Source organism: Pseudomonas sp. Z4-20, from assembly GCF_051131955.1.
In the GTDB taxonomy this organism is placed as follows: Bacteria; Pseudomonadota; Gammaproteobacteria; order Pseudomonadales; family Pseudomonadaceae; genus Aquipseudomonas; species Aquipseudomonas marvdashtae.
The window spans coordinates 2964714-2990826 of sequence record NZ_CP071641.1; the positions used below are offsets into that span (position 1 = coordinate 2964714).

The following is a 26113-nucleotide window of genomic DNA, read 5'->3' on the forward strand; positions in this document are numbered from 1 at the left end:
GCCTCTTGGGTTCTCGGCAGGACGCTGGATCAGTACGTCTCTTCCTTTGCAGAGCCTTGCGCGGGGGAAAAAATTCCCCAGGATCGATAGGCCGCCGGATAAACGGAACCGCGTGCAATACGGTTGAACCCTCGCTTCGCTCCGGCTCTCAAACCTTAGGCAGCAACAACCCGTCCATGTAGCGAGGTAGCCTATGTGGCGAGCTACAGGGACCCGTGGTCATCGCCACCCAACGCAGGCGCTATCCAAGGAGCAACCATGATCTTTACCGTGTGGGTGGCCGTGCTCGGAGCGGTGTTGCTGACCCTGGCCCTGACATCGTCCTACCTTCGCTGGATGCCGGTGACCACCTCGGCGGTGTGCCTGGCCCTGGGCGTCGCCATCGGGCCAGCGGGGCTCGGGTTGCTGAGACTCGAAGTCGACGATTCCTCGGTATGGATGGAGCACCTGACCGAAGTCGCCGTGGTGTTCTCGCTGTTTGTCAGCGGTCTCAAGCTTCGCCTGCCGCTGAAGGACCGCAGCTGGCGCGTTGCCTATGGTCTCGCCGGTCCGGTGATGATCCTGACCATCGCCGGCTTGTGCCTGGTCCTGCATTATCTGTTTGGCCTGGGCTGGGGTCTCTCGCTATTGATCGGCGCAATACTGGCGCCCACCGACCCGGTGCTGGCGGCCCTGGTACAGGTGAACGATGCCCGCGACAATGACCGCGTGCGTTTCGGCCTGTCCGGGGAGGCCGGACTGAACGACGGCACCGCATTTCCTTTTGTCATCCTTGGCTTGTTGATGCTGCGCGAACCCGACGGCGGTTTCCTCGGTGAATGGGCTTTGGGCGACGTCTTATGGGCCGTGCCGGCGGGCCTGCTGATTGGCTATTGGCTGGGGCGCGGCATCGGTCGACTCACCTTGTCGATGCGCATCAAGAACGCCGACAGCACCTTATCGCCCAATGACTACCTGGCCCTGGCCTTGATTGCCCTCGCCTACGTCGCGGCGGAAGCCGTCCAGGGCTATGGCTTTCTTTCCGTTTTCGCCGCTGGCCTGGGGCTGCGTCAGGCCGAGGTCGACTCCGGCGATGAAGACGCGCCACCGGCCGAGCACCTGGTGCAAGCGGTGGTCGGACACGAAACGGTCAATCCCGAGCAGGCGGTGCTGGGCGACGCGCAGGGGCTGGACGACGGCCAGGTGGCGGCCGGTGTGATGATGAGCGACATGCTGGCGTTCGGCAGTTTGGTGGAGCGGTCCATGGAGGTCTTCCTGGTAACGCTCCTGGGGGTCGTGCTCGCCAGCCACTGGGATTGGCGCGCCTTGATCGTCGGCGGACTGCTGTTTGTGGTGATACGCCCCTTGAGCGTGCTGGCAATGCCTTGGGGGCGGTTGTTGAAAGGACCGCAACGGCTATTGATCGGCTGGTTCGGCATCCGTGGCATCGGCAGCCTGTTTTACCTGTTCTATGCCCTGAATCATGATTTGCCGCCGGACGTGGCAGCGCTGTGCATCAACCTCACGTTGTCGGTGGTAGCGCTGAGCATCCTGGTGCACGGGTTAAGCACCCAGCCCGCGCTGGCCTGGTACGAGCGCCATAAAGCGAAGCCCGACGATTAGCCGCCCGGATCGGTGACTTGGATGAACACTGAGTAGACCCCCAGCAGCACCCAGAACGCCGCAAAGATCCACGGCGTGCGCAACGAGAACAGCAGCGACTTGCGATAACCCTTATGGGTCGACTCGCGCTCGCTGAACAGCGGCGATTCATCGTAGGCCAGGCCCATCAGCGGTTCACTGCGCAGCAATTCACTTTGCTTGAAATGCCAATGATCGATGATCTCGTAGGCGGCGCGGATGCCCGGCCAGGCATTGAGCGAACTCAGGAAACCCAGCAGCGCGAGGAATGGCGGCACGATCAGCGTAAACAGCTTGCCCCACTCCGGATTCAGGTTGGCCATGCAGGAGGCGAAGGCGATCACCAAAAACGACTGGGCGGTCAGGTAGGCATCGGTTCGATTAGCCAGGATGCTGGTTTCGTATTGGATTTCCCGACGGTAAAAGTCCAGCCGTTCCTTGGGCGAGCCGAACAGCTTGGCGTTGTGCTCGGTGAGTTCTTCTTCCGGGGTCTGGCGGGTAAGGATTCTGGGCATTGCGCAAGTTGTCCCTCGGCGTGATAGAGCGCCATTAGAAGGGAGCGTCGCGAGGCAAGTTCAAGCGGATGGACCAAAGGTCCAAGGAAACGCTATGGCGCCGTTGGGGTCTTTAAAGGCAACGAGGGCAAGAGGAAAACTGCGTGGATTATCTGGGATGGGTCCAATGGCCCGCGATGGGGGTAACGGTGCTGGCCGCATGGCTGATCGGCTCACGCCAGCCGCGCCGGCGGGTGGCGGGATTCAGCTGTTTTATCGTCAGCAATATTTTGTGGGTGGTGTGGGGCCTGCATACCAGCGCTTACGCACTGATCGTCTTGCAGTTCTGCCTGTGTGCGATGAATCTGCGGGGGTTCAAGAAAAATACACAGTGAGCAATACCTTTCCTGTGGCGAGGGGATTTATTTCATCGTCTGCCCAATGATCTGCACCAGGTCGATCTGCTTGAACGGCTTGGTCAGCCGCGGCAGCTCAATGGCGAAGCCTTCCAGGCGTTCGGCATAACCGGTCGCGAGGATGATCGGCAGGTTCGGCTGGCGCATACGCAGCAACTTTGCCAGCTGCGCGCCATCCATTTGTGGCATGGCCATGTCGGTGATCACCAGATCGATGCCCTGGTTGCGCTCATACAACTCCAGCGCCTGGGCGCCCGATGGTGCGCAGTGAACCCGATGTCCCAGGTCTTCGATCATCAGGCGGGTGCTGGTCAGCACCAGGCTGTCATCGTCCACCACCAGCACGCGCAGCTCCTGGACCGGTGGCGCCAGCATCTGCGTCACAGGCGGCGTCTCCGCTACCGAATCATCTGCCACCGGCAGCCAAAGCTCGGCGGTGGCGCCGATACTTTTTTCGCTCCTGAGTATCAGCCTGCCGCCCAACTGCTCGGCGAGGCCGTGCACCATGGACAGACCCAGGCCGGTGCCCTTGCCCACGCCCTTGGTGGTGAAAAACGGATCCACCGCCGAGGCCAGCGTCACCTCGTCCATGCCCTCGCCCTCGTCCGTGATCGCCAGGCAAATGTACCGCCCGGGGGCCAAGGACTTGTCCAGTCCCGTGACCTCGGTCGCCAACCGTTCCTGCGCCTGGATGAGTATCCTGCCGCCTTGTGGCATGGCGTCCCGGGCGTTGGTCGCCAGGTTGAGGATCGCCAGTTCGAGTTGATTGACATCGGCCCACACCGGCGCCAACGCCTCGGCGAACTGGGTCTGGATGTGAATCGAAGGGCCCATGGAGCTTTGCAGCAGACCGCTGATGCCCTGCACCAACGCCGCCAGCTCCACCGATTCGGAAGTGAGCTTCTGCCGACGGGCAAACGCGAGCATCCGCTGGGTCAGCGACACGCCGCGAAGTGCGCCCTGGGTCGCGTTATCCAACAGCTGGCTGAGCTTCGGATCGCTGGGCATGCGCTTGCGCACGATTTCCAGGTTGCCGAGGATCACCGTCAACAGGTTGTTGAAATCATGGGCGATGCCGCCGGTAAGCTGGCCGATGGCTTGCAATTTCTGTGACTGGAACAGTGCTTCACGGGCCTGTTCAAGGGCTTGCTGAGCCTGCGTGGCATCGGTGATGTCGCGGGTGATCTTGGCAAAGCCCAACAACGTCCCGGTATCGCTGCGAATCGCATCGATGACCACATGCGCCATGAATCGCGTGCCATCCCTGCGCACGCGCCAACCCTTCTTTTCAAAACGGCCCTCACTGGCAGCGATGCTCAGGGCGCGCTGTGGCTCACCGGCTTCGCGGTCTTCGGGTGTATAGAACATCGAAAAATGCTGGCCGATGGCTTGCGCCGGCAAGTACCCCTTGATCCGCTGCGCGCCCTGGTTCCAGTTGGTCACCTGGCCATCCGGACCGAGCATGTAAATGGCGTAGTCGGTGACGCTCTGCACCAACAGACGAAACTGCTGCTCGCTTTGCTTGAGGGTTTCTTCGGCCATCTTGCGATCGGTCAGGTCGCGGGTGATCTTGGCGAAGCCGAGCAGTTCTCCGCTCTGGCTGTCGATGATCGGATCAATGACCACATGGGACCAGAACAGCGTGCCGTCCTTGCGCACCCGCCAGCCCTCGCCTTCGAAGCGCCCCTCGCTCACGGCCGTATCCAGCGCCCGCTGCGGCAGGCCGGCGGCACGGTCCTGGTCGGTATAGAAACGGGAAAAATGCTCACCGAGGATTTCGGATTCTTCATAGCCCTTGAAACGTCGGGCGCCGGAGTTCCAACTGGTGATGATGCCCGACGGATCAGTCATGTAGATGGCATAGTCGACCACGGCGTCGATGAGCAATCGAAAGCGCTGGTCTTCATTGATGACGGGGCTGGTCTTTGGGTTGTTCTCAAGCATGTTGGCCGAGGAATCCTTGGGGATTTCGTGGAGTATGAAACAAGTGTCGCCGGAGGAAAAACCTGATTTATGTGGGGTTATGGGCGTTGCTAGTGGGGGGATTGGACCTGTTCCGGCCTGACCGACCACCATTGCGGTAGCAGCCGCTGCACCTTGGCCTCGCCAAACCGGTCGTCGATGAGCATGACGACGCCTTGATCCTGCTGGGTGCGGATGACGCGACCCGCCGCTTGCACGACCTTTTGCAGGCCGGGGTACAAATAGGTGTAATCGTAGCCATCGCCAAAAATGACCGCCATGCGTTGCTTGATCTGCTCGTTGACCGGGTTGAACTGCGCCAAGCCCAAGGTGGCAATGAAGGCGCCGATCAGTCGCGAACCCGGCAGGTCGATCCCCTCCCCGAACGCACCGCCCAGCACCGCGAAGCCGACGCCCTGGCTGTGCTCCATGAATCGTTCGAGGAACGCCTGGCGAGGCGCCTCGCCCATGCCGCGCGATTGCGTCCAGGTGACAATGTGCGGGTGCCGCTCGGCGAACAGTTCGGCCACTTGCTGCAAATAATCGAAACTGCTGAAGAACGCGAGGTAGTTGCCAGGACGTCCTTCGAACTGGCGCGCCATCAGCGCGACGATAGGCTCCAGGGATGCCTGGCGATGGGCAAACCGGGTAGAAATCCGGCTGATCACCTGGACATCCAGCTGTTGCGCCTGGAACGGCGACTCGACGTCGATCCATACAGTGTCGGCCGGTGTTCCCAGCAGGTCCGCGTAATACGGGCGAGGACTCAGGGTCGCGGAAAACAGCACGCTGCTGCGCGACGCCGTGAACCTGGGCCGCAGGAACCCGGCCGGGACGACGTTGCGCAGGCACAACGTAGAGAGGCTGCGCTGGCGACCGGACTCGCGCTTGTGGATGTCGAACAGGAAATGCTCGTCGAACGACTCCGCCACGCGACCGAATTGCAGGGCGTCGAAATAGAACGCTTGCAGCCCGCTGTCGAGTCCCTGGGGATGATCGTTCAGGTAGTCACCGATGGCCGTGACGCAGGACCCCAGCGCCTGGAGCAACTTGTCCGGGGGTTTGCCATAGGCCTGGTAAGCGGCGACTTGTGGTTCATGCAAGGCGCTCCACTGCCGATTGACCTTCTGCAGCGCCTTCTTCAACGGAGCGGGCGCGGTTTTCAGCACCGCCGCGAGTGCGGACTGATCAAGGGTCGCGCTGTACATCTGCCGGCCGCGCTCGACCAGGTTGTGCGCTTCGTCCACCAGGGTCGCGACCGTCCAGGCATTGGCCTGGGCGAGGCCGAAGAGCAAGGCGCTGAAGTCGAAGTAATAGTTGTAGTCGGCCACCACCACATCCGCCCATCGGGCCATTTCCTGGCTCAAATAATACGGACAAACCTCATGGGCCAGCGCGATGTCACGCAACGCAGCCTGATCGAGCAGCGTGACCTGGCTTGCCGCCTCCCGGGCCTGCGGCAGCCGATCGTAAAACCCGCGGGCCAGGGGGCACGATTCGCCATGGCAGGCTTTGTCCGGGTGTTCGCAGGCCTTGTCCCGAGCGATTATTTCCAATACCCGCAGCGGCATCGTGGAGTCGCGTTGGGTGATCAGCCGAGCCGCGTCCAGCGCCAGCTTGCGCCCCGGGGTTTTCGCCGTGAGAAAAAACACCTTGTCCAGGCGCTGCGGCGCGAGAGCCTTGAGCATGGGGAACAAGGTGCCCACGGTCTTGCCGATCCCCGTGGGCGCCTGGGCCATCAGGCAACGACCGGTGCTTACCGCTTTGAACACCGACTCAGCCAGGTGCCGTTGGCCGGGCCTGAAACCGGCGTGGGGAAATGCCAGGGCCTGGGCCCCCAGGTTACGTGCCAGGCGATGGCGCATCTCCTGTTCGGCCCAAGCCAGGAATAGTGCGCATTGCTGCTCGAAAAACGCCTGGAGTTGCGGCGCATCGAAGCTTTGCGCCAGGCAAGTCTCCTTTTCACTGACAATGTCGAAATACACCAAGGCCACGTCGATGCGCGGCAATTGCAGCTTCTGGCACATCAGCCAGCCGTAGATCTTCGCCTGGGCCCAATGCAACTGGCGATGGTTGTCGGGTTGTTTGCCCAGGTCGCCCCGATACGTCTTCACCTCTTCAAGGCAGTTGCGGACCGGATCGTAGCCGTCCGCCCTACCCTTGACCTTCAGCGCGTGATAGACGCCCTCCAGGCTCACTTCGGCCTGATAGCCCTCACTGCGCCGCGATGCCACGGTCCGGTGGCCGACAATGCCTTCCAGCGCCGTGGGCGACGGGGTGAAACGCAGGTCCAGATCGCCGACCTTGGCAGTGAATTCACACAACGCCCGGACCGCGATGCAGTAGCTCGGCGCCTCGGTCATGCGCCCTGCTCCGCCCATTGCACATAACAGACCGCGACAGGCATCTGGTGCTCATGGCAGAAGTCCAGCCAGCGCAATTGGTTGTCCTGCAGGCGATCACCCGGGCCTTTGACTTCGATCATGCGGTAGGTCTTGTGCTGCGGCCAGAACTGGATCAGGTCGGGCATTCCGGCACGGTTGGCCTTGATATCCAACAGCAGGCGGTTGAACCAGTGCCTGAGGTGTTCAGCCGGCAAGCAGTCGAGCGCTTGGTCCAGCAACTCCTCGGACAGCGCGCCCCAGAATACGAAAGGCGATTGCACGCCCGACTTTTGCGCGTAGCGGCGGCGGATGGTGTGCCGATAGCGACCGTCCTCCAACTCGGCGAAACATGCCGCGAACAGCTCGGCGCGGCGGTCATGGAAATCTTCATGGAGCAGGTCCACCGGGCCGCGTTGGAACGGGTGGAAAAAGGCGCCCGGCAGCGGCGCGAAGATCGCCGGCCAGCACAACAGGCCGAACAGCGAGTTAACCAGACTGTTCTCGACGTAATGTACCGGCGCGGCCTCATCATGCAGATGCGCCTGGACGCAATACTCCACCGACAGCGCCGGGTCGACGCGGGGCAAATGCAGGTCCAGCCGCTCCACCGCCCGAGCCATCGCCCGTGGCACCGGTGGCCCACCCAGTTTGCGCCGCAGTCGAGGCACAATCCTCAGCAAGGCCTGATGTTCGGCGGCACTTTGCGGCGACTGGGCCGCTGCTTCGCCCAGCTCAAGGGCCAAGGCATATTCGCCGATCCGCTCCAGTACCCGGATCATCCGCAGCCGGGCGCCGGGGTACGTGCAATCGCGATAAATGCGCAGGGCCAAGGCAAAATCGCCGGTGCGCTCGCCGTGCTGGCCGATCTGGAACAACAATTTGCCTCGGCGCCGCTCCAGCCAAGGGTTGTCCAGAACCAGGCTGTCGACTTGGGTGAGGATCGATTCGAGCGGCTCGCCAGCCTCGAAAGCTTGCTGGCATTGATGCAGGAAAAAACACGCATTGATGTCCTGTCGGCTGCGCAATCCCCGGGATTCGACGCTGAACTCGACCGCTTCATAAGTGAAGATGCCCAAGTCCGCCAACACGAACTCCGACCAGTCCTGGTAAAGATTACCGAAAAACATCAGTCGCAAGCGGTCGCACAGCGCCATGACCGTGACGCTGAACAGTCGATCCTCGAGCTGAGGGCACCAATCGCGAAACGGCTGGGGTTGGCTGCAATGATCGCTCAAGGCCTGCAGCCATTGGGTCTTTTTCGCCTTGGGGTGCTCGATCAAATGACCCAGGCAGAGGAGGACTTCCTGCTTGAGCAACACGTCAAACAGCTCGACCAGGGTAAGACTGGCGTGCTCCTCGACCCAGCCCAGCGCCAACAACGGCGCCACGGCGAGGTCGATTTCGCCGATTTCGCCGTAGTGCAGTTTGTTGCGGCGAAAGTGCAGCCCCTTGCGCATCACCAACCGTACCAACAACCCCTGGGACGAGCGCGGCAATGCCGAGAAATCCTCGATGAAGCGCAATTCTTCGCTGCCGAGCACATCGGCGTAACGTTGCGTCAGCCATGCGAGTACTCGCTGGAAGTTGTTCAGATAGTAAAAGGGATCGTCGAGGGGGTTGGCTGTCACGGAAAAGCGCCACGCATGCAGGAAGTACTGGTTATGCGTACAGATATCAGCTACTCGCGGCCCAAGCAACTGCAAAAGATGAGCGGTCTCCTATATTTAAAGGTGAAATCCTTCGATCGGCGATGAACTTTCCTACGGCAAGCGAGACCAATGGCGGTTAACTCAGTGATGGCCCGGTCGAATCAGCCGGGCTCGCGTCTTTTTGACTAGAGGTTATGGACTATGAACATCAGGTTTCTCGGGCTGCCCTTGGTCGCCGTGACGTTCCTGGCGCTGGCCGGCTGTTCGACACCGACCGTAGTGACCTTGCAGAACGGTACGCAGTATTTGACCGAGGACACCCCCAATACCCGTACCGCCGACGGCTTCTACGAGTTCGAAGACATTTCGGGCAGAAAAGTGCGGGTGCGCGCTGATGAGGTGGCAACGATACGCAAGGAAGATTGATTGTAATCGAGCCCTCTCCGTGAGGGCTGGCCTCTTGTGTTCCAGCAAACCGGCCCGAGCCTGTCAGCATCAGGTCGTTCACCTTGGCCAACGCTTCAACTTCCAGTCCCCGAACACACCTCCCGCAGACAGCTCCTTAGCCAGCGGTGCACAGGATCGGCATCCATCCTTGGGTGCCAAAGCATGGCGACGGTAAATTCAGGCACCGCGAACGGCAGCGCGAAACTGTGCATGTCGGTGCGCAAACGGGCGGTGTAGCGTTCCGGCACGCTGGCGATCAGGTCGCTTGAACGGGCGAGGCCCAGCGCAGTGGAGAAGCCCGGTACGGTGGTAATGATTTCGCGGGTCAAATCCATCGAGCCCAGGGCCTGGTCGATCAGGCCATGCTCGAGGCCACGCATGGAAACGCCGATGTGCTGGCCCGCCGCATAGTCGGCAACGTTCACCTCGCCCCGACTCAAGGGATGCCCCGCCCGCACCACACCCATCAGGCGATCGCTGAACAGCGCTTGCGTGCGCAACTCCGGGCGGGTGTCCTCACCCACCACGGCGGTCTCCAGATCCACGCTGCCTTCGCGTAGCGCCGTGCTGTCGCGGTCCGCCTTGTCGACAAAACGCAGCCTTATTCCAGGTGCTTGGCCGCCAATGTGGGCAAGCAGCTCGACCGCGAAGTTTTCCACGAACCCTTGGCGGGTGCGCAGCGTGAAGGTGCGGTTGATTCGTCGCAGATCCGGGGCCTGCACCGGGCGCAGCGCCGCCTGGACGTCCTGTAGCAGTTGACCCACCTGTTCGCGCAACTCCTGCGCCCGTGGCGTCGGAACCAGCCCACGCCCCGCCCGTACCAATAAAGGATCACCGGTGGCCTGGCGTAGACGCGCCAGCGCTCGGCTCATGGCCGAGGGGCTCAATCGCAGTCGTCGGGCCGCACCGGCCACGCTGCCTTCGGACAGCAAGGCCTCAAGGGTAACGAGCAGGTTGAGGTCAGGTGTGGACATGGTCGGCCCCGGTTCTGATAGATGGCGTTTGACGCAGCTATAGCATGCAACTGGTGCGTCTTCCGCCATGTTATGCCTCGGCGTACTGTTCCGACAGCTCCAATGCGAGAGCAGCAAACAGAGGGAACATGATGAAGCCAGCCGATACAGAGCAACGCTTGCCATCGGGCGCATTTCGACATCAGGGCGTTTCTGTACGCTGGGCCCTGGCCAGCCTTGCACTTTCCACGCTGCTCGCCTCCTTGGGCGCCAGCGTAGCCACCGTGGCCTTGCCAGTGCTGGCCCAGGCATTCGAGGCATCCTTCGCGCAGGTGCAATGGGTGGTGCTGGCTTATCTGCTGGCGATCACCACGTTGATCGTCAGCATGGGACGCCTGGGAGACCTGATGGGCCGCCGCACGCTTCTATTGATGGGTATTGCGTTATTTACGCTAGCGTCAGCCCTGTGTGGCTTGGCGTCCTCGTTGTGGTTGCTGATTGCCGCCCGGGCGCTGCAAGGTCTAGGGGCGGCCATCATGATGACCCTGACGATGGCGCTGGTCGGCGAAACGATCCCAAAGTCCAAGACCGGCGCCGCGATGGGACTGCTGGCCACGCTGTCGGCGGTGGGCACCGCCCTGGGCCCGTCGGTAGGTGGCCTGTTGACCAGCGGGTTCGGTTGGCATGCGGTGTTCCTGATCAACGTGCCACTCGGGCTGCTGACGCTGCTGCTGGCTTGGCAATCGCTGCCGGCCGGCCCCAGGGCGACAAATGCCGGGCAAGTGCGCTTCGATAGCCTGGGCACATTGCTCCTGGCCACGACGCTGGGCGCCTATGCCTTGGCGATGACCCTTGGGCACGGGAGCTTTGGCGGGTTGAATGCCGGGCTGCTACTGGCAGCCATCCTCAGCGGTGGGCTATTCGTCCGGGTGCAGCGTCGGCTCGCGTCGCCACTGATCCCCTTGGCGATGCTTGGCGACCGTTTGCTGGTGTCGGGCCTGGCGACGAATGCGCTGGTCGCAACGGTGATGATGGCGACCTTGCTCGTCGGGCCGTTCTATCTGTCTATCACGCTCGGTCTGCCTTCGACCATCGTCGGGCTGGTATTGGCAGCGGGACCGTGCCTCGCCGCCCTTTCCGGGGTTCCCGCCGGACGCTTGGCTGACCGGTTCGGTGCGCGCTCCATGCGGCTGGCCGGGTTGGCGACAATGGTCCTTGGCACCTCGCTGTTGTCATTGCTCTGCCCGGCGCTTGGCATCGGCGGCTATGTCGCTGCGATCGTGGTGACAACCCTTGGCTACGCGATGTTCCAGACGGCCAACAACACGGCTGTGATGGCGCCAGTCGCCGATAACCGGCGCGGCGTCGTCTCGGGGCTGCTGAACTTGTCCCGCAACTTGGGTTTTTTAACCGGTGCCTCAGTGCTCGGCGCGGTTTTCGCGGCCACGCTTCCGACCAACGGTATCTCCACGGCCAGCCCCGACGACGTTGCAAACGGCTTGCACGTCACCTTCGGCGTAGCGCTGGCATTGACGGCCCTGGGGTGGCTCATTGCGTTTAAACACCGCGTCCCAGAGCCATCGAGGGGATATCAGGAAAGCGCAGGCGAACGATGATGGCACGCTGGACATTTGTCGTTAGGTCATGACGCAGGTCAAAAAAACTGAACCAATCGCCAAACGGACTGAAAAAATCCACGTGACGTTCATTTTCAGGTGCTATTTTTAATTCTCATTGGTAGAGCCATGATGGCTCTTCCTTCCTGACGTGAGCAAAAGGAAGCGCTTGATGAAGAAGGCGGGCCGCAAATGAATAAAGGATCTTTCAGCAAGGTGACGTTCCCCAACGCCTGCCAATTGATGCGCTGGCATTTCCATCCTATGGGCTTCGAAGCCAGCATGGACGCGCCAGGCAGCATGGTTGCCCGGTTGTTCGACCGCGCCAGCGGCGAAACCATGATCGCGATTGCAGGCATTCCCTGCGCAACCGTAATGAACGCCCCCGACGTCGAGCGAATCATCGAAGCGGTGGAAGCCGAGCTTGAAGCCTTCGTACCGCCAGTTGGCTTGCAACGATTCGCCTCCTGACGCGTCCTGGCAAAACAAAGCCCACTAATTGATGTGGGCTTTTTTATGGGTTTCAATTCACTGATCTCAACCTCGGGCACGGCGATGGTCGAGGAAGAACGGCTTGCCCGCGCCGATCCGGTCCGAAGCCTTCGGGGCATTGGCCGCCTGGCCGTCCTGGGAGTCGACATACCAGTAGCAATGCTGGACCGCTCGGGTGATGCCCACGTAGGCCAGGCGCAGGATCTCCTCTTTCTGCGCCGTGTCGTACGGTTCGACGTCACCTTCCTGGCCCAACCCGGCCATCCGGTAAACCTGATTCTTGTAGGGCGAACGGGTGAGGTGCTGGCAATCCCCTAACAGGAACACCGCATCGGCTTGAAGACCTTTGGCGCTGTGATAGGTCATCAGCCTGAGCCGCCGCTGCGGGTACGGCAAGCTAGAATCCACATTAACTATTTGATTAATATTCTTTTCTATCAATAATTTATCTGAGCTTTTTCGATAAAGCATCAAGATCGAATCACCGTTGCGGTAATGTTCTTCGAGTCGCCGCGCCAACCCTTCATCGTCCCGGTCCAGCACGGTGACCGGACTTGGTGCACGGGGCTTGCCGCTTGCCTTGGCTTTTTTACCGGGGATGGATTGCGCCGAGCGAACGATGTGCTCGGCCGCATCAATGATGTATTGGTGGCTACGGTAGTTTTCAGTGAGCATTACCCGAGTTGTCGCCGGTGACCGGAACTGCTTGTCGAAGCCTATGAAGAAACTCGGCGAACTGCCGCGCCAACCGTAGATTGACTGCCAATCATCGCCCACGCACAGCAAGGATGAACGTTGCGCGCCGCGCCCCACGTGCATGGCGGGCCCGCGCCTGCGCACCTCGCCCAGACTCGCCCGTATCCAGGAGACGATTTGTGGAGAAACGTCCTGGAACTCGTCGATCATCAGATGCGAAAGCGGCCTCAGTAGCGCGTCGTCGAGCAGCTTGAAATTTTCTGGCGAATGCTCGCTGAACAGCGCAAACATCCGGTTGTAGGTCATCACTGGCGGCGACTGGTCGAGCAAATGGTCTTCAAACGCCCGCCAGAAACGACTCAAGGCTTCAAAAAAATACCGATCCGGATCGTCTTGGGCGAAACACATTTTGCCAACCGCATCCGGAACGTCCAGGCCGAGGTTTTCGATAAAGCCTGCCGCCGAGACGAAACAATCCAGCAACGGTGCTGAACTCAGTTCGCCCTTGACCCGGTAATCGAACCCGGGGCCCGAGCTGGCGTTGCCCGCCAGCGACGTCATGACGCGCCTGGAGTCTTCATAGCTATCTAGCCAAATCAAAGGCTTACGCGAAAAAGCTTGAAACAAGGTTCGCTTTACAGCCCATTCGGCACGCAGGCTCAGCTTGGCACCGGGACGGCTCAGTTGGGAGTTTTCCCGGGAATCGAACCCCAACATCACCCATGCATCGAGCGACTGACTATAGCCATGACAAAAGAACCGTGATCCGTTGATCTCGAACACCTGGCGCTTGGACTCAATGCCTTTGATCGGCCAGGCACCCGCGCGAAACCATAAGTCTTCAATCGCATCGCACAGCGCTTCATCGCGCTGGGCCGCCAGCTCAGTCACCGCCACGCGCTTTTGCACATCCGGGTGGTCACGTTCCAGCGACTTGAGTTGCAGCGCGTGGAGGGAAAGCGGCTTGATCAGCTCGCGGAAACGCTCGTCGCGTTGGTAGAGGTTGTGATAGCAGGCATTGAGTTGCTGGCGCTGGGCATCGTTGATGCGTAAATCGAACGGATTGCCCTGGGTGTGGTCGTCATCCGCCCCGGTGCGGTGGCTCAGCGTCTCGAAGGCCTGTAGCCGCTCAAACCCCGGCAGGCTACGGACCATGGGCAGGAGACGGGAATGGAAGGTGCGCACCAGGTCGCGCGCTTCCTTGAGGCTGATGGTGCGTCCCCATAGCGCAAACACCGCGATCAGCTTTTCGATGAAGTCCTTGCGCGATTCCCGGGTGAACGTCACCACGGTCATCGAATCCAGCTCAAAACCTAAGTACTGGGCGAGCAGCACAACCCGCAGTACCAATGTCGTGGACTTGCCCGCACCTGCGCCGGCCATGACCGAAGTCGTGGGTGTGTCGCTGAAAATCATTTTCCATTGCGCACTGCTGGGCTGCTCATCCGCCGGTAAACGTTGCGCAACGTCGGTTTTGACGCGCTTCTTCAGCTCGGCGGTGACGGGCAGGCGCCAATCGTCGAATAACAGGTCATCGACCTTGGGGGACGGGTGCTCGGTACTTCGTGAGTCACGGATCAACAGGACCTGACGGCCCTGCTCCAGCCCTTCGGCTTTGCCTTCGCCGAAACCGTAGTCGAATCCGGCGGCATGGCCGCTGCGAAAACCATCAGCCTGGCCGTGCAGCCAGGATGCGCGATGCTGGGCGCGCAGACGGGTCAGGCCGTGGCCGAAAAATCGCGCGGCCAGGCGTTTTAACCAAGGCATCTGAGCCATGGACGAAAGTTCGGGGGGAAGATCGGGGCTGTGTTGCGACACGCTGGAAACTCCGGTGTTTCAGAACCATAGCGACTATGGTGTCTGGATTTGCCAGCGGATTCCAGCCAAAAGCTTTTAACTCAGGGATTTAGGCGATGAAATGAAAGTGTGGTATCAGAATTTTCGGCCGCACGATTGCAAGCAGTCTCGCCCCGATCAAAGGATTTTCATCGATCGTGACGAGCCTGCTTGCTGTTGGAGAACTGTTTATTACCGTCCCGAAATGGCCCCGTCCACCAATGCCTGGGCCTCGACCACCAGCTGTTTCAGGTGCGCGTCGCCGATGAAGCTTTCGGCGTAGATCTTGTAGATGTCTTCGGTACCGGATGGACGTGCCGCGAACCAGCCGTTTTCGGTCATCACCTTCAAGCCGCCGATAGCCTGGTCGTTGCCTGGCGCATGGCTGAGGATGCTCTGGATCGCCTCCCCGGCCAGCTCGGTGGATTGGACCTGGTCCGGCGACAGCTTACTCAGGAGTGCTTTCTGTTGCGGGCTGGCCTTGGCGTCGACACGCACCGAGAACGGCTCGCCGAGCTCATCTGTCAGGGCACGGTAGGCCTGGCTTGGGTCACGACCGGTGCGAGCGGTCATTTCAGCCGCCAACAGCGCCGGGATCAGGCCATCCTTGTCGGTACTCCAGACGCCGCCGTCCTTGCGCAGGAACGAAGCACCTGCGCTCTCCTCGCCACCAAAACCCAGGGAACCATCGAACAGGCCATCGGCAAACCACTTGAAGCCCACCGGCACCTCATAGAGACGTCGCCCCAGGCGCTTGGCCACGCGATCGATCAGGCCGCTGCTGACCACGGTCTTGCCGATGGCGGCATCGGCCCGCCACTGCGGACGATTCTGGAACAGGTAATCGATGGACACCGCCAGGTAGTTGTTCGGCGCGAGCAGGCCGCCACTCGGCGTCACGATACCGTGGCGGTCGTGATCCGGGTCGCAGGCAAAAGCGACGTCGAAGCGTTCTTTAAGGCCAATCAGGCCTTGCATGGCATGGCTCGAAGAAGGGTCCATGCGGATTTGCCCATCCCAGTCGACCGTCATGAAGCGAAAGGTCGAATCCACGTGAGTATTGACCACATCAAGATCCAGCCGGTAGTGCTCGGCAATGGCCGGCCAATAGCGCACGCCCGCGCCGCCCAGCGGGTCGACGCCCAGGCGCAACCCGGCACCACGGATGGCATCGAAATCGATGACGTTGACCAGGTCCGCCACGTAGGTATTGAGGAAATCGTGACGGTTGGTGGTCTCTGCCTTGAGCGCCTGCTCATAGCTGATGCGCTTGACGCCAGCCAACTGATTAGCCAGCAGCTCATTGGCCTTGGCTTCGATCCATTTGGTGATGTGGGTATCTGCCGGACCGCCATTGGTGGGGTTGTATTTATAGCCGCCGCTTTGCGGCGGGTTGTGGGACGGCGTGATGACGATCCCGTCAGCCAGGCCGGTGGTACGGCCACGGTTGTAGCAAAGGATGGCGTGGGAAATCGCCGGCGTGGGCGTGTATTCGTCGCCTTCGGCGATCATGACGGTCACGCCGTTGGCGGCCAGCACTTCCAACGCGCTGGCGCCCGCCGGGGTCGACAGCGCATGGGTGTCGATACCGACGAACAACGGCCCGTTGATGCCCTGGGCTTCACGGTACAGGCAGATCGCCTGGCTGATGGCCAATACGTGCCATTCATTGAAGCCCAGATCGAAAGAGCTTCCGCGGTGGCCCGAAGTGCCAAAAGCCACGCGCTGGGTCGAAACCGAAGCATCGGGCCGGCCAGTGTAATAGGCCGTCACCAGTCGCGGGATATCGATCAACAACTCTGCCGGTGCCGGCTTGCCCGCAAATGGACTGACTGTCATGCAAAACCTCGGAATGGAGTGGCTCGAAAAATGAAAGCAGTTTACTGACAGTTCGACCATCAGGCGATGGGTTCGATCCATCGCCCTGCCATCATGATTGTTCGGCCCTCAACGCATCGGCCAGCGCGTGGAACGCTGCGTCTGGATCCTCGGTCCCGCTGACGACGTGGGCCAAACGCAGATGTTGGTCATAAAGTCCCTGCATGCTGAACAATTCCCCCGGCGCGATAACGATTCGCTGGGCAAGCAGGCGCTGGAAAACTCGCCGCAGATCAGCTTGGCGCGATGAGCGCACCCAGATCGTCGCGCCACCTTCAGGCTCCACCCATTGCAGGCAATCCCCTAGCCGTTCGCCCATCCACTGCGTTGTCGAAACGGCACTTTCACGCAGCAAGCGCCGCAGCACCTGTAAGTGCTGGTCGATCCGACCATTGCTATACAGGCGAGCAATCGCCTTCTGGCGAATCGGCGACAGACGAAACGCGCGTAACAGAAAGTGCCGCTGCAGCGACAGCGTCAGTTGCCGCGACAGCAGATAACCGTAGGGCGCTTCGGCACCGATGGTTTTTTCGAAAGTGGAGTAGACAATCAGCCGGTCCGGGTCAAGCAAATCTCGATAAGGCGTCCGGCCTGGCTCGAATATCAGGTCGGTATAGCTGTCGTTTTCCAGCACCCATGTGCCGTACAACTCCAGCAGCCGCGCCACCGCGTGGCGATTGCCTTCACTTGCCTGTTTACCCATGGGCATGCTCAGGACCGAGGACAGCACCACCAGCCTGACCGTTTCGCTCGCCAGTAATCGGGCCAGTTGATCGACATCGATTTCGCCCCCCTCCAGCAACGACAGCTCGATGACCTGGACATCGGTCGCTTGCAACAAGCGCAGGATCGTCCAGTCGCAGGGCGATTCGATCAACACCGTTGCGCCCCTGAGGGCCAGCACGGCAATCAGGATTTCCAGGACACCTCTCAGGTCGGCCCCGATATACACGTCGTCGGCGTTCCAGCATCTTGCCGGCGACGAGGTGTAGCGCGCCGCCAGCGCCATGCGCAGCTCCTGCTCGCCCCAAGGCTGCGAAGGCAGCTGCGAAGCGCGTGGATACTGGCGTAGCAACTCGCGCTCAAGCAACAGGAGCGGACTGTCCAGCGACTGCAAGGACGCCGGCTCATCGTCGCTCAGCGCTAGCATGCCTGGCCGGCGTGCGTTGACATACAAGGTTTCAAGCAAATCGTCGCCTCCGCCCAGGGTGGCAACACAGGGCACCGGCAACGCGTAATAACCGGACTTGGCGATCGGGTACACACGCCCTTCCTTCTCCAGTAAGGAATAAGCGTACTGGATGGTTGAAATGGATACGTTCAAGCGCTCGGATAATTGCCGCAACGACGGCAGGCGCACCGGGGCGTCGGTACCCAGCTCATTGATCAGGCTCGTCAGGTATCGATAGACCGCCTGGTAAGCAAAATCGGTTTCACGGCCACCCTTCATGAAGTCGGGCCAACAGAATGAGCCATGACCGGACATGACCGGATGATGGAGCAGAAATCGTTCAAGCGGTGCTCCTCAACGCGATGCCGATCGTCCACACAGGCCGTCGCCCTCCAGCTCGTCGTCCTCCGTATGAACGCTTGCGTCAGCCGCTTGCAGGTCCGTCGTCAAGACGCTTTCCGGTTCCGCTGGGCTAATACGCGTCCGGTACAACTTGCCTAGCATGAGAATGGGCAGGCCGCTGACATCGACCATCCATTGCGCTACCTGATCGGCTACGGCCCCGCCCCGCATGGCCTTGTGCAAATCTGGCATCGCCACCAGCATGCCGGGATGGCAACAACGCAGGAAATGCTCCAGGCCGGCGCCATTTTCCACTAAGGGCGCGAACAGCATGCAAACCAGTTGCGCCTCGTTGAGGCCCAGCGAGTTTTGTGCTTCGACAGCCGCCTGGGCGCGGCGCTCAGGACTGGCCGCCGGCGTGCCGAACAATTCCTGGACCTGCTGGCAGACGTGCATGGGCAGTCGCTTGCGATGCATGATCATGATGGTTCGCTGCACATAGTCGCTGTAGCCCGTTTCATAACTGCGCCCTTGCAGGTAGCAAGCCTGCAAGCCATACAAGTGGGCGGATAGATACGGACTGAGGTACTCATGCTCAAGCGTTGGCACGATCAGTCCCTCGGAGCGCACCCCCAGGAACTCGCTGAACAACGGCCAGTTGTTTTCTTCCGACCGGTCGACAATCAGGTCCTCGATGCTGATATGTCCTATCCGCCGACGGGCCTCGAACTGCCCCTCGGGCTGCCACGGCCCCAGGCATTCCTGCCCGTAGAAACCCCGGAAGATCTCGCCGTCCAGAGTATCGAGCTGAGTGAAGAGGCCGTCATAGCCACAACCGGCGTCAATGGCCCGGCCGATCTTGTGCATTGAGCGTTGGAGGCCCGTCATGAAGTGCTTTTGCTGGCGTGGCGTGTCACAGGTGACCCATGAGTCCACACCCGCCCCCCAGCGCGCCATGTGCCTGTAGAACTCCGCCATCGCCAGGTAGCCGTCGTCGCCCATACCCAAGAGGCTGTCATTCGAACGCAGGTGCCCCAGGACCAGCATATCCAAGCGATTGGCCTCGTGCCCCGCCGCCGATAACGCTTTGGTGTGGTTGAACGGCACCACTTCACGATTGTCCGCCATCAGCAGCTCCACACGCGGATCATCGTAGACAAACAGGGCGCTATAGCAGCGATGGATATTTTCCAGGCTGGCCTGCGTGGTCTCGCCCAGGCGAGGCGTGGCGACGCGCAGATCGAACGTCGTCGGATGCCGGCCAGCAATGCTCAACTGCGCGGCTCGCAAGGCCGTGAGAACGTAGAATCCTTCCCGGCTTCCATTCTGGATGGTCAACACTCGGTATTCGCCTATGCGGTCGATGCCTCCGGCTGCGACGATCAAGCGCTGAATCAAAAGCTGCAATGCAGTCCGTTCCGCACGAGAATAAAAATCCAGCAAGCGCTGCAATACTTGCTGATATACGTAAGTCATCGCCTGCTCATGAATTGCACTCATAACCATTTACCTGGAAATTCGATTATCGGCGTCGCGCCCGCTTGATTTACACGACGTGTTGGTCTGGAGGATTGTTTTGCTATTGCCAAGAGTATTGGCGATAGGCTTGAATGCTGTCCTGCGTAATTATTTGATACATACGAGCAGTGCCACCCCTTCTCCGCCGCCGGCACCGGCAGACCCCCCGAAAACATGGGGCATGGCCAAACTTCCAAAGTGTCCTAGGAGATTTCTTACAACTTCCCACAGACAAGGGATACAACAAATAAGGAACATGCCGAGCGGTGACCTGCCTCCTGCTCCAGCCACTCTCCCCCTTTGCCGACGCACAGGCATGAAGGAAATAACAAGAAAGTCACTTTGAGGATGCGCAGAAGATTGGAAATCAGTGCAAAGTCTATATCGCGCCACGACTTCTTCCTTGAGTGGGAAACAAGCGCTCAATTATCAGGACTTAAATAATGATTAGAAGATACAGATTAACGGTAAAAACCAGTTCAGTTGCCGTTCTGGCGACGTGAGCCTTCAACGCGCCGTAGTGAAACGGCTGGACGTCGCGCGTGCCAGGCGCAGGTGCGCGCTTTCCGGCGGACAGGATGGATTACGAGCAAGGAAGAAAATGGTCGGTACGACCAAGGACAGCGCAAGAGTCGAAGCCATGACTCTTGCGCAAGGGGGATAATCAGGCGGGGTCGACTACCTGAAGGGCAACACGTTCACGGCAAGGGCATTCGCCCATGTAACGGTGAGCCTCGACGAACTCGGAGAACGGAAACACCCGAGTCTTGAGCGGCAGCAGCACGCGATCAGCAGTCAGCTGATTGATATCGCGCAACGCCCGCTGCAACGCTACCTGGTCCTGGACAATGCCCAGCTCCGGCTTACCGGTGAAATTGCCTATGCAGTGCACAAAGAACTGAATGTTCTTCTGGAACGCCGCGCAGGCTGGAAAGGGTGTCTGGTTACCGCCCTGCAGGCCATACAGCACCAGGCTGCCGCGGGGTGCCAGCACGTCGCCGAGAAGCGACATCTGCGGCCCGCCAAGACCATCGAATACGACATCGACGCCACGACTATCAGTGAGCTTGTTGATTTGCATCAGCAAGTCCTGTTCTTCGGTGACGATGACCTTTTCAGCGCCAAGCGACAGCAGATACTCACGTTCGTCGCAAGTCTTGGTCGCCGCAATCACCCGTACGCCCAAGGCCTTGCCCAGTTGCACAAAGGATGGGCCGGCGCAATGGCTGGCGTCGGTCACCAAGGCAAATTGCCCGGGTTTCACCCGCGCCAGATCCATATAGGCAAAGTAGGCGATCAGCAGCGGCGTGTAATGCACCGCGGCTTCGATCGGGCTGAGCACGTCGGGATAACGGGTCAACGCCGTACGGGGTAGGACGATGATTTCACCGTACACCGGGTAATCGTTCGGGCTCTCGGCGGGGAAGCTGGCGACCTTGTCGCCCACCGCCAGATCATCGACACCCTCGCCGACCGCAGTCACCACCCCGGCCATCTCATGACCCAGCCCGGAAGGCAGGCGGGCCTGGGACGACGCCAGGTTCTGGCGCCACAGGGTGTCATACCAACTGATGCCGATCGCTTCAACGCGGACCTGCACTTCTCCTGGCGCAGGAAGGGCCGCCGCATGCTCTTCGCATTTGAGCACCTCGGCACCACCAAACTTGTGAAAACGGATCGTGCGGGACATCGCAAACCTCGTCAAAGTTACCTCTAATGCCATGAACTCTATCCGGGCTTTGGACCCAAGACCATCAGTGGCCATTAATAGTCGACATGCCTGTCATTGATTCCGCCGTATGAAAACCGAACCAGTCCCATAAGACCTATCCTTAAAAACTGAAATTAGCCGATGCAGAGTACCAGCCTTTCCCCGTAAGATTCACGCCGGTCATTGTTCTCATATGGCCGCCCACGTCAAGCTTGCCGAATCTGCCAGGACCCCAGATGAATCGTAATGACCTGCGTCGTGTCGACCTGAACCTGTTGATCGTGTTTGAAACACTGATGCATGAACGCAGTGTGACCCGCGCCGCCGAGAAGCTGTTTCTCGGCCAGCCGGCCATCAGTGCTGCGCTGTCGCGCCTGCGCAGCCTGTTCGATGACCCGCTGTTCGTGCGCACCGGACGCAGCATGGAGCCCACGGCGCGGGCGATCGAGATCTTCGCCCTGCTCTCCCCGGCCCTGGATTCGATTTCCACGGCCGTCAGCCGGGCAGCGGAGTTCGACCCCGCCACCAGCACGTCGGTGTTTCGCATTGGCCTGTCGGACGACGCCGAGTTCGCCCTGCTGCCCATGCTGCTCAAGCGCCTGCGGGCCGAAGCACCGGGCATTGTGCTGGTGGTGCGGCGAGTCAACTACATCTTGATGCCAGGTCTGCTCGCCTCAGGTGAAATCTCCATTGGTGTCAGCTACACCGACGACCTCCCGGCGAACGCCAAGCGCAAGGTATTGCGCCGCAGCTTACCCAAAGTGCTGCGCGCCGACACCGCGCCGGGACGATTGACCCTGGACGAGTTCTGCGCCCGCCCCCACGCACTGGTTTCCTTTGCCGGCGACTTGAGCGGCTTCATCGACGAAGAGCTGGAAAAACTCGACCGCAAGCGCCATGTAGTGCTGGCCGTGCCGCAGTTCAACGGCTTGAGCACGTTGCTGGCGGGCACCGACATCGTGGCTACGGTGCCCGACTACACCGCCGAGGCGCTGACCGCCGCTGGCGGCGTGCGCGCCGAAGACCCGCCGATCCCGGTGCGCAGCTTTGAATTGCACATGGCCTGGCGCGGATCCCAGGACAACGACCCGGGTGAACGCTGGTTGAGATCGCGGATTCAGATGTTTTTCGGGGACCCCGATAGCCTGTAATGGAATTCCACTGAACTCCATAAGGAAATTTTATAACGGTAGGTTATGGCAAACTCAGCGATGCCTTGATCCGAATGACCGTCGGGAGCCGACAGCCTACTATCCGGAAACCTGCGGTTTAGTTGCCCAGAATGTTCTTCAACGCAGCGGTGTGGCCGGCCGGGTCGTTTACGCTGGACATCACTTCGATGATGGTGACCTTCCGATCGTTCATCGTCATCAACGAGGCCATCAGTAGCTTCAGGCCGTTGAAATCGTCGGTGCCGTCCAGGCGGTACATCTTCAAGCCGTTCACCTGAATGGTCTTCTCGTTAGTCATGCGAAAGTTGGCTGACGCGGCCTGCTGCTTTTCCTTCAAGGTATCCACGGCAAGGCGAAACGCAGCGTCCGGAGTGGTGCCCGCAGTCGGCGCCGGACCTTCGGTAACGATGATGGCCCGCTCGCTTTCCGGATCGAAGTACATCGTACCGCCGTTCTCGCTGTTTAAGGTACGGGCCTCGACGCCTTTCAGCTCGAACTTCAGCTTGCCGCCTGCCAGGGACACCGATTGCGTGTCCGATACCTCCGTAGCGGTTTTTTCAGGCGCGGCAGCAATTGCCATGGTGGCCGCGCCGCTCAAGGCAGCAAGCACGCACAAGGAACGGGGCCAGCCCAACAGCAAATGCTTCGACATTGATAGCGCCTTTGTTTTCAGGCCGTCGAATACCGACGGCCTGTCGTGCGAACAGCCTAGCTTACTTGCCAAATGGCCACGAGAAGCGTAGGTCACGCGTTCACATCGACGACAGTGCGCCCCCGGACCTTTCCTTCCAGCACCTGACCGGCGACCGCTGGAACCTGTGCCAAACCCACCACCTGAGTGGTTCGGGCCAGCTTGCTCAAGTCGAGGTCCCGCGCCAGTCGTGCCCATGCCTGCAACCGGACGTCTTGCGGCGCATTGACGGAATCGATACCGGCCAGGGTCACGTTACGCAAGATGAAGGGCAATACCGATCCGGGCAGGTCCGCCCCCTGGGCCAGGCCGAACGCAGCGACAACGCCACGGTATTGAGTCTGCGCCAAGGCGTTGGCCAAGGTATGGCTGCCGACCGAGTCGATGACGCCCGCCCAACGCTCCTTGGCAATGGGTGCGCCCGGCTCTGACAAGGTGTGGCGATCGATGACGTGTGTCGCCCCCAGGTCGCTCAGGTACGCGGCTCCCTCTTGACGTCCGGTCGAGGCCACCACGCGATAGCCAAGGCCCGAGAGCAGCGCGATGGCCACCGAGCCGGCGCCGCCGCTGGCGCCCGTGACCAGGATATCGCCGCGCTCCGGGGTCAATCCGCTATGCTCCAGCGCCAAGACGCTGAGCATCGCGGTATAACCTGCCGTGCCGATCGCCATCGCTTCCCGGGTCGAAAATACCTCGGGGACTTTGACCAGCCAATCGCCACTCACCCGTGCCTTCTGGGCAAAACCGCCGTGATGGGTCTGGCTCAGCCCCCAACCGTTGGCCAGCACCCGGTCGCCAGCCTGGAAACCGGCGTGGCTGGAGCTTTCGACGATGCCGGCGAAGTCGATGCCTGGAATCAATGGAAACTGGCGGATCACCGGCGTGCGGCCACTGAGGGCCATGGCGTCCTTGTAGTTCACGGTGGAATATTCGATCGCGACAGTGACGTCTCCGGGCATCAAGTCCTGGTCGTTGAAGTCGACAAGGCTGGTGGAGATCACATCGCCAGTTTTAATGGAAAGCAGCGCTTTGAAGGTCATTGTTGTTTTCCTGTCCATTTGTGCGAATTCGGGCCAGCGCGTAGCTTCCAGAGCGCTGGACAGCGTAGGCGATTCAGGCCAGTTGCATGGCTTTGCGAATGCCCGAGTCCAGCAGGCCTGCCGGAGCGAAGCGGCGCATGAATTGCAGCTGGGCGGCGGCCTTGCCAGCGGTATAGCGCAATTTCGGCCGATCGGCACGAGCAGCCTTGAGCACCACGTCGGCGACCACTTCGGGCCCCTCGGCAGACGCCATTGCCTGATTGACGACTTTGGTTACCTTTACCCGAATATCCTCATACAGGTCCAGCTTGGCGTCGGCCTGGAAGCTGTTGCTCTCGAATGCCGTTTTCGTATACCCGGGCTCGATGACCACAACCCGGATGCCATGTGTACGCAGTTCGTGATCCAGCGCCTGGGAGTAGCCATCCACCGCATGTTTACTGGCCACATAGAGCGCCACGTAAGGCACGGGGACGACGCCGAGTATCGAACCGATGTTGATGATTCGACCGACACCTTGGCCCCGCATATGAGGCACGACGGCGCGGGTCATTCGCACGACACCGAGGAAATTGGTATCGAAGAGTGCCTTGGCTTGCTCGATCGAGCTCTCTTCCGCTGCGGCCGGGGCGAGTCCGAAGCCCGCGTTGTTGATCAACAAATCGATGCGCCCCTCCAACCGCAACAGCTCTGCGACGGCGGCTTCGACGCTGGCATCGTCAGTCACGTCCAGGGCCAGCATCGCAAACGCCTGACCTTGCGCCCGAGTTCCTCGTCGACTGGTGCCATACACACGGTAGCCGGCGGCCACGAGTCTGTTGGCAACGGCTTCTCCGATGCCAGACGAAGCGCCAGTCACCAACGCTACGGGTTTAGGGGTTGTCATAGGAAATCCTCGGGCTGGGTCGGTCCCGGCATCGGAGCGTGTCGGGCGAGGCTATGATGATGATCATAATCTTCGCCGTCAATGACTTTGATTTCGATCGACATCTAACTGACAGCTCAAGTACTCGCGCTACCTTGCCGCCACCCCTTTGTCAGGCAGATTTTACTGGTTGTTCCGGCTGTGATCCGCTGCGCTTACCGCTTGAATAACTCGGTGCACATGAAATCGATGAACACCCGCAACTTTGGCGCCAGATGCTTGCTGGAAGGCCAAAGCATGCGGAACGTGTTCTGGTGCTGATTGAAGTCATCCAGAACGGTGACCAATTCCCCAGCGGCGAGCGCATCGCGTACCGTCAAGTCCGGCACGCAGGCAATCCCCAATGCATCGCGTACAACGTGTAGCAACGCTTCGGTGGTGTTGCAGATCAGAGCTGCCGGGAGAGTGAGATCCGCCTCCCCTTCCCCGGCGACTGGCCAAACCTGCAATCTGCCGGAGCTCGGAAATCTGTACAGCAGGCAGACATGCTGCAACAAATCTGCCGGGACCTGCGGCCTGCCATGTTCCGCGAAGTACCGGGGTGAACCGACCACCAGCAGTTTAAACGTGCCCAACGGCCTGGACATCAGCCGGGAATCGTTCGGTTCGCCGGTACGAATAACCGCGTCAAAACCTTCCTCGACGATGTCTACCAATCGATCAGAAAAATCCAGGTCCAGCTCAATACTCGGATAGCGGCGCATAAAAGCAATCAGCGTCGGCATGACCAGCCCCGCCACCAAAGGCAGGCTCACTCGCAATCGGCCGCGCGGCGCTTTTCGGGTTTCGGACAACTCGAGTTCCGCCGCTTCGATTTCGCACAAGATGCGCCGGCAGCGCTCCAGGAAAAGCGCGCCCTCCGCCGTCAGCGTGATACTTCGCGTGCTGCGATGGAACAGACGCACGCCCAATCGTTGTTCCAGCCGAGCCACGCTTTTGCCCACCGCCGACGAGGAGACCCCGAGCACCCGGCCCGCCTCTGAAAAGCTTCGAGCCTCGGCGGCCCGAACAAAAAAATCTATCCCGCTTAACGATTCCATCGCAGATCCACCTGAGACAATTTGTCCGCTGTGTTCCGAACCTTAGCATTATTGTCTCCA

The 26113-nt window shown here is 60.5% G+C and carries 20 protein-coding genes; 6 read left to right on the forward strand and 14 right to left on the reverse strand.

What is annotated here, in order from left to right:
- Positions 1-258 precede the first annotated feature (258 nt).
- On the forward strand, positions 259-1602 hold the full coding sequence (locus J3P82_RS13490; protein WP_434557284.1) for a cation:proton antiporter: 1344 nt from the start codon (positions 259-261) through the stop codon (positions 1600-1602).
- Here the strand turns inward: J3P82_RS13490 and J3P82_RS13495 are convergent.
- Positions 1599-2135: a hypothetical protein gene (locus tag J3P82_RS13495; RefSeq protein ID WP_186632587.1), complete on the reverse strand. Its 537-nt coding sequence runs from the start codon at positions 2133-2135 to the stop codon at positions 1599-1601. The two genes, J3P82_RS13490 and J3P82_RS13495, sit on opposite strands and share 4 nt — an antisense overlap.
- Positions 2136-2278: 143 nt before the next feature.
- Between J3P82_RS13495 and J3P82_RS13500 the strand changes: the two genes are divergently transcribed.
- Positions 2279-2509: a hypothetical protein gene (locus tag J3P82_RS13500; protein ID WP_186632590.1), complete on the forward strand. Its 231-nt coding sequence runs from the start codon at positions 2279-2281 to the stop codon at positions 2507-2509.
- A 27-nt stretch (positions 2510-2536) separates the two neighbouring features.
- On the opposite strand, the gene J3P82_RS13505 is transcribed toward J3P82_RS13500, so the two are convergent.
- The 3 genes from J3P82_RS13505 to J3P82_RS13515 all read right to left on the reverse strand — a co-directional run bounded on the left by J3P82_RS13505 (position 2537) and on the right by J3P82_RS13515 (position 8504).
- Positions 2537-4474, reverse strand: a complete 1938-nt coding sequence (locus J3P82_RS13505) for a PAS domain S-box protein (protein ID WP_434557285.1) — start codon at positions 4472-4474, stop codon at positions 2537-2539.
- Between the two features lie 89 nt (positions 4475-4563).
- Entirely contained in the window at positions 4564-6855 is a 2292-nt protein-coding gene (locus tag J3P82_RS13510) for an ATP-dependent DNA helicase (RefSeq protein WP_434557286.1), read from the reverse strand.
- Positions 6852-8504: a VRR-NUC domain-containing protein gene (locus tag J3P82_RS13515; protein ID WP_434557287.1), complete on the reverse strand. Its 1653-nt coding sequence runs from the start codon at positions 8502-8504 to the stop codon at positions 6852-6854. The genes J3P82_RS13510 and J3P82_RS13515 overlap by 4 nt, the downstream gene beginning before the upstream one ends.
- A gap of 222 nt (positions 8505-8726) precedes the next feature.
- Between J3P82_RS13515 and J3P82_RS13520 the strand changes: the two genes are divergently transcribed.
- Positions 8727-8951, forward strand: a complete 225-nt coding sequence (locus J3P82_RS13520) for a YgdI/YgdR family lipoprotein (RefSeq protein ID WP_434557288.1) — start codon at positions 8727-8729, stop codon at positions 8949-8951.
- Between the two features lie 95 nt (positions 8952-9046).
- On the opposite strand, the gene J3P82_RS13525 is transcribed toward J3P82_RS13520, so the two are convergent.
- Positions 9047-9946: a LysR family transcriptional regulator gene (locus tag J3P82_RS13525; protein ID WP_434557289.1), complete on the reverse strand. Its 900-nt coding sequence runs from the start codon at positions 9944-9946 to the stop codon at positions 9047-9049.
- Between the two features lie 131 nt (positions 9947-10077).
- On the opposite strand from J3P82_RS13525, the gene J3P82_RS13530 reads away from it, so the two are divergent.
- Together J3P82_RS13530 and J3P82_RS13535 are read left to right on the forward strand one after the other, a co-directional pair.
- Complete coding sequence (locus tag J3P82_RS13530) at positions 10078-11541, forward strand: MFS transporter (RefSeq protein WP_434563823.1); 1464 nt, start codon at positions 10078-10080, stop codon at positions 11539-11541.
- 192 nt (positions 11542-11733) lie between these two features.
- Positions 11734-12012: a DUF1652 domain-containing protein gene (locus J3P82_RS13535; protein WP_186610273.1), complete on the forward strand. Its 279-nt coding sequence runs from the start codon at positions 11734-11736 to the stop codon at positions 12010-12012.
- Positions 12013-12078: 66 nt separating this feature from the next.
- On the opposite strand, the gene J3P82_RS13540 is transcribed toward J3P82_RS13535, so the two are convergent.
- The 5 genes from J3P82_RS13540 to J3P82_RS13560 all read right to left on the reverse strand — a co-directional run bounded on the left by J3P82_RS13540 (position 12079) and on the right by J3P82_RS13560 (position 21164).
- Positions 12079-14547, reverse strand: coding sequence for a UvrD-helicase domain-containing protein (locus J3P82_RS13540; protein ID WP_434557290.1), 2469 nt, complete (start codon positions 14545-14547; stop codon positions 12079-12081).
- Positions 14548-14757: 210 nt separating this feature from the next.
- On the reverse strand, positions 14758-16404 hold the full coding sequence (gene pgm, locus J3P82_RS13545; protein WP_434557291.1) for a phosphoglucomutase (alpha-D-glucose-1,6-bisphosphate-dependent): 1647 nt from the start codon (positions 16402-16404) through the stop codon (positions 14758-14760).
- A gap of 91 nt (positions 16405-16495) precedes the next feature.
- Positions 16496-17893: a PLP-dependent aminotransferase family protein gene (locus J3P82_RS13550; RefSeq protein ID WP_434557292.1), complete on the reverse strand. Its 1398-nt coding sequence runs from the start codon at positions 17891-17893 to the stop codon at positions 16496-16498.
- Between the two features lie 75 nt (positions 17894-17968).
- A complete protein-coding gene (locus J3P82_RS13555) occupies positions 17969-19456 on the reverse strand; it encodes a hypothetical protein (protein ID WP_434557293.1) in 1488 nt (495 codons plus the stop codon).
- Positions 19457-20138: 682 nt separating this feature from the next.
- Entirely contained in the window at positions 20139-21164 is a 1026-nt protein-coding gene (locus J3P82_RS13560) for a zinc-dependent alcohol dehydrogenase family protein (protein ID WP_434557294.1), read from the reverse strand.
- A 257-nt stretch (positions 21165-21421) separates the two neighbouring features.
- On the opposite strand from J3P82_RS13560, the gene J3P82_RS13565 reads away from it, so the two are divergent.
- A complete protein-coding gene (locus J3P82_RS13565) occupies positions 21422-22336 on the forward strand; it encodes a LysR family transcriptional regulator (RefSeq protein WP_434557295.1) in 915 nt (304 codons plus the stop codon).
- 118 nt (positions 22337-22454) lie between these two features.
- Here J3P82_RS13565 and J3P82_RS13570 read toward each other — a convergent pair whose 3' ends face one another.
- From J3P82_RS13570 to J3P82_RS13585, 4 genes are all read right to left on the reverse strand, one after another.
- Positions 22455-23009 carry a hypothetical protein gene (locus tag J3P82_RS13570; RefSeq protein WP_434557296.1) on the reverse strand — a complete coding sequence of 185 codons (555 nt, stop codon included), beginning with the start codon at positions 23007-23009 and terminating at the stop codon, positions 22455-22457.
- A 92-nt stretch (positions 23010-23101) separates the two neighbouring features.
- Positions 23102-24088 carry an acrylyl-CoA reductase (NADPH) gene (gene acuI / locus J3P82_RS13575; protein WP_434557297.1) on the reverse strand — a complete coding sequence of 329 codons (987 nt, stop codon included), beginning with the start codon at positions 24086-24088 and terminating at the stop codon, positions 23102-23104.
- Positions 24089-24161: 73 nt separating this feature from the next.
- Positions 24162-24974: an oxidoreductase gene (locus J3P82_RS13580; protein WP_434557298.1), complete on the reverse strand. Its 813-nt coding sequence runs from the start codon at positions 24972-24974 to the stop codon at positions 24162-24164.
- Between the two features lie 194 nt (positions 24975-25168).
- Positions 25169-26053 carry a LysR family transcriptional regulator gene (locus J3P82_RS13585; protein WP_434557299.1) on the reverse strand — a complete coding sequence of 295 codons (885 nt, stop codon included), beginning with the start codon at positions 26051-26053 and terminating at the stop codon, positions 25169-25171.
- Between the last annotated feature and the right edge of the window lie 60 nt (positions 26054-26113).

Excerpts from the sequence above, each read along its gene's own strand:
- J3P82_RS13490 (WP_434557284.1), top strand. The coding sequence starts at position 259 with ATGATCTTTACCGTGTGGGTGGCCGTGCTCGGAGCGGTGTTGCTGACC.
- J3P82_RS13495 (WP_186632587.1), bottom strand. The coding sequence starts at position 2,135 with ATGCCCAGAATCCTTACCCGCCAGACCCCGGAAGAAGAACTCACCGAG.
- J3P82_RS13505 (WP_434557285.1), bottom strand. The coding sequence starts at position 4,474 with ATGCTTGAGAACAACCCAAAGACCAGCCCCGTCATCAATGAAGACCAG.
- J3P82_RS13510 (WP_434557286.1), bottom strand. The coding sequence starts at position 6,855 with ATGACCGAGGCGCCGAGCTACTGCATCGCGGTCCGGGCGTTGTGTGAA.
- J3P82_RS13520 (WP_434557288.1), top strand. The coding sequence starts at position 8,727 with ATGAACATCAGGTTTCTCGGGCTGCCCTTGGTCGCCGTGACGTTCCTG.
- J3P82_RS13525 (WP_434557289.1), bottom strand. The coding sequence starts at position 9,946 with ATGTCCACACCTGACCTCAACCTGCTCGTTACCCTTGAGGCCTTGCTG.
- J3P82_RS13530 (WP_434563823.1), top strand. The coding sequence starts at position 10,078 with ATGAAGCCAGCCGATACAGAGCAACGCTTGCCATCGGGCGCATTTCGA.
- J3P82_RS13535 (WP_186610273.1), top strand. The coding sequence starts at position 11,734 with ATGAATAAAGGATCTTTCAGCAAGGTGACGTTCCCCAACGCCTGCCAA.
- pgm (WP_434557291.1), bottom strand. The coding sequence starts at position 16,404 with ATGACAGTCAGTCCATTTGCGGGCAAGCCGGCACCGGCAGAGTTGTTG.
- J3P82_RS13550 (WP_434557292.1), bottom strand. The coding sequence starts at position 17,893 with ATGAAGGGTGGCCGTGAAACCGATTTTGCTTACCAGGCGGTCTATCGA.
- J3P82_RS13555 (WP_434557293.1), bottom strand. The coding sequence starts at position 19,456 with ATGAGTGCAATTCATGAGCAGGCGATGACTTACGTATATCAGCAAGTA.
- J3P82_RS13560 (WP_434557294.1), bottom strand. The coding sequence starts at position 21,164 with ATGTCCCGCACGATCCGTTTTCACAAGTTTGGTGGTGCCGAGGTGCTC.
- J3P82_RS13565 (WP_434557295.1), top strand. The coding sequence starts at position 21,422 with ATGAATCGTAATGACCTGCGTCGTGTCGACCTGAACCTGTTGATCGTG.
- J3P82_RS13570 (WP_434557296.1), bottom strand. The coding sequence starts at position 23,009 with ATGTCGAAGCATTTGCTGTTGGGCTGGCCCCGTTCCTTGTGCGTGCTT.
- acuI (WP_434557297.1), bottom strand. The coding sequence starts at position 24,088 with ATGACCTTCAAAGCGCTGCTTTCCATTAAAACTGGCGATGTGATCTCC.
- J3P82_RS13580 (WP_434557298.1), bottom strand. The coding sequence starts at position 24,974 with ATGACAACCCCTAAACCCGTAGCGTTGGTGACTGGCGCTTCGTCTGGC.
- J3P82_RS13585 (WP_434557299.1), bottom strand. The coding sequence starts at position 26,053 with ATGGAATCGTTAAGCGGGATAGATTTTTTTGTTCGGGCCGCCGAGGCT.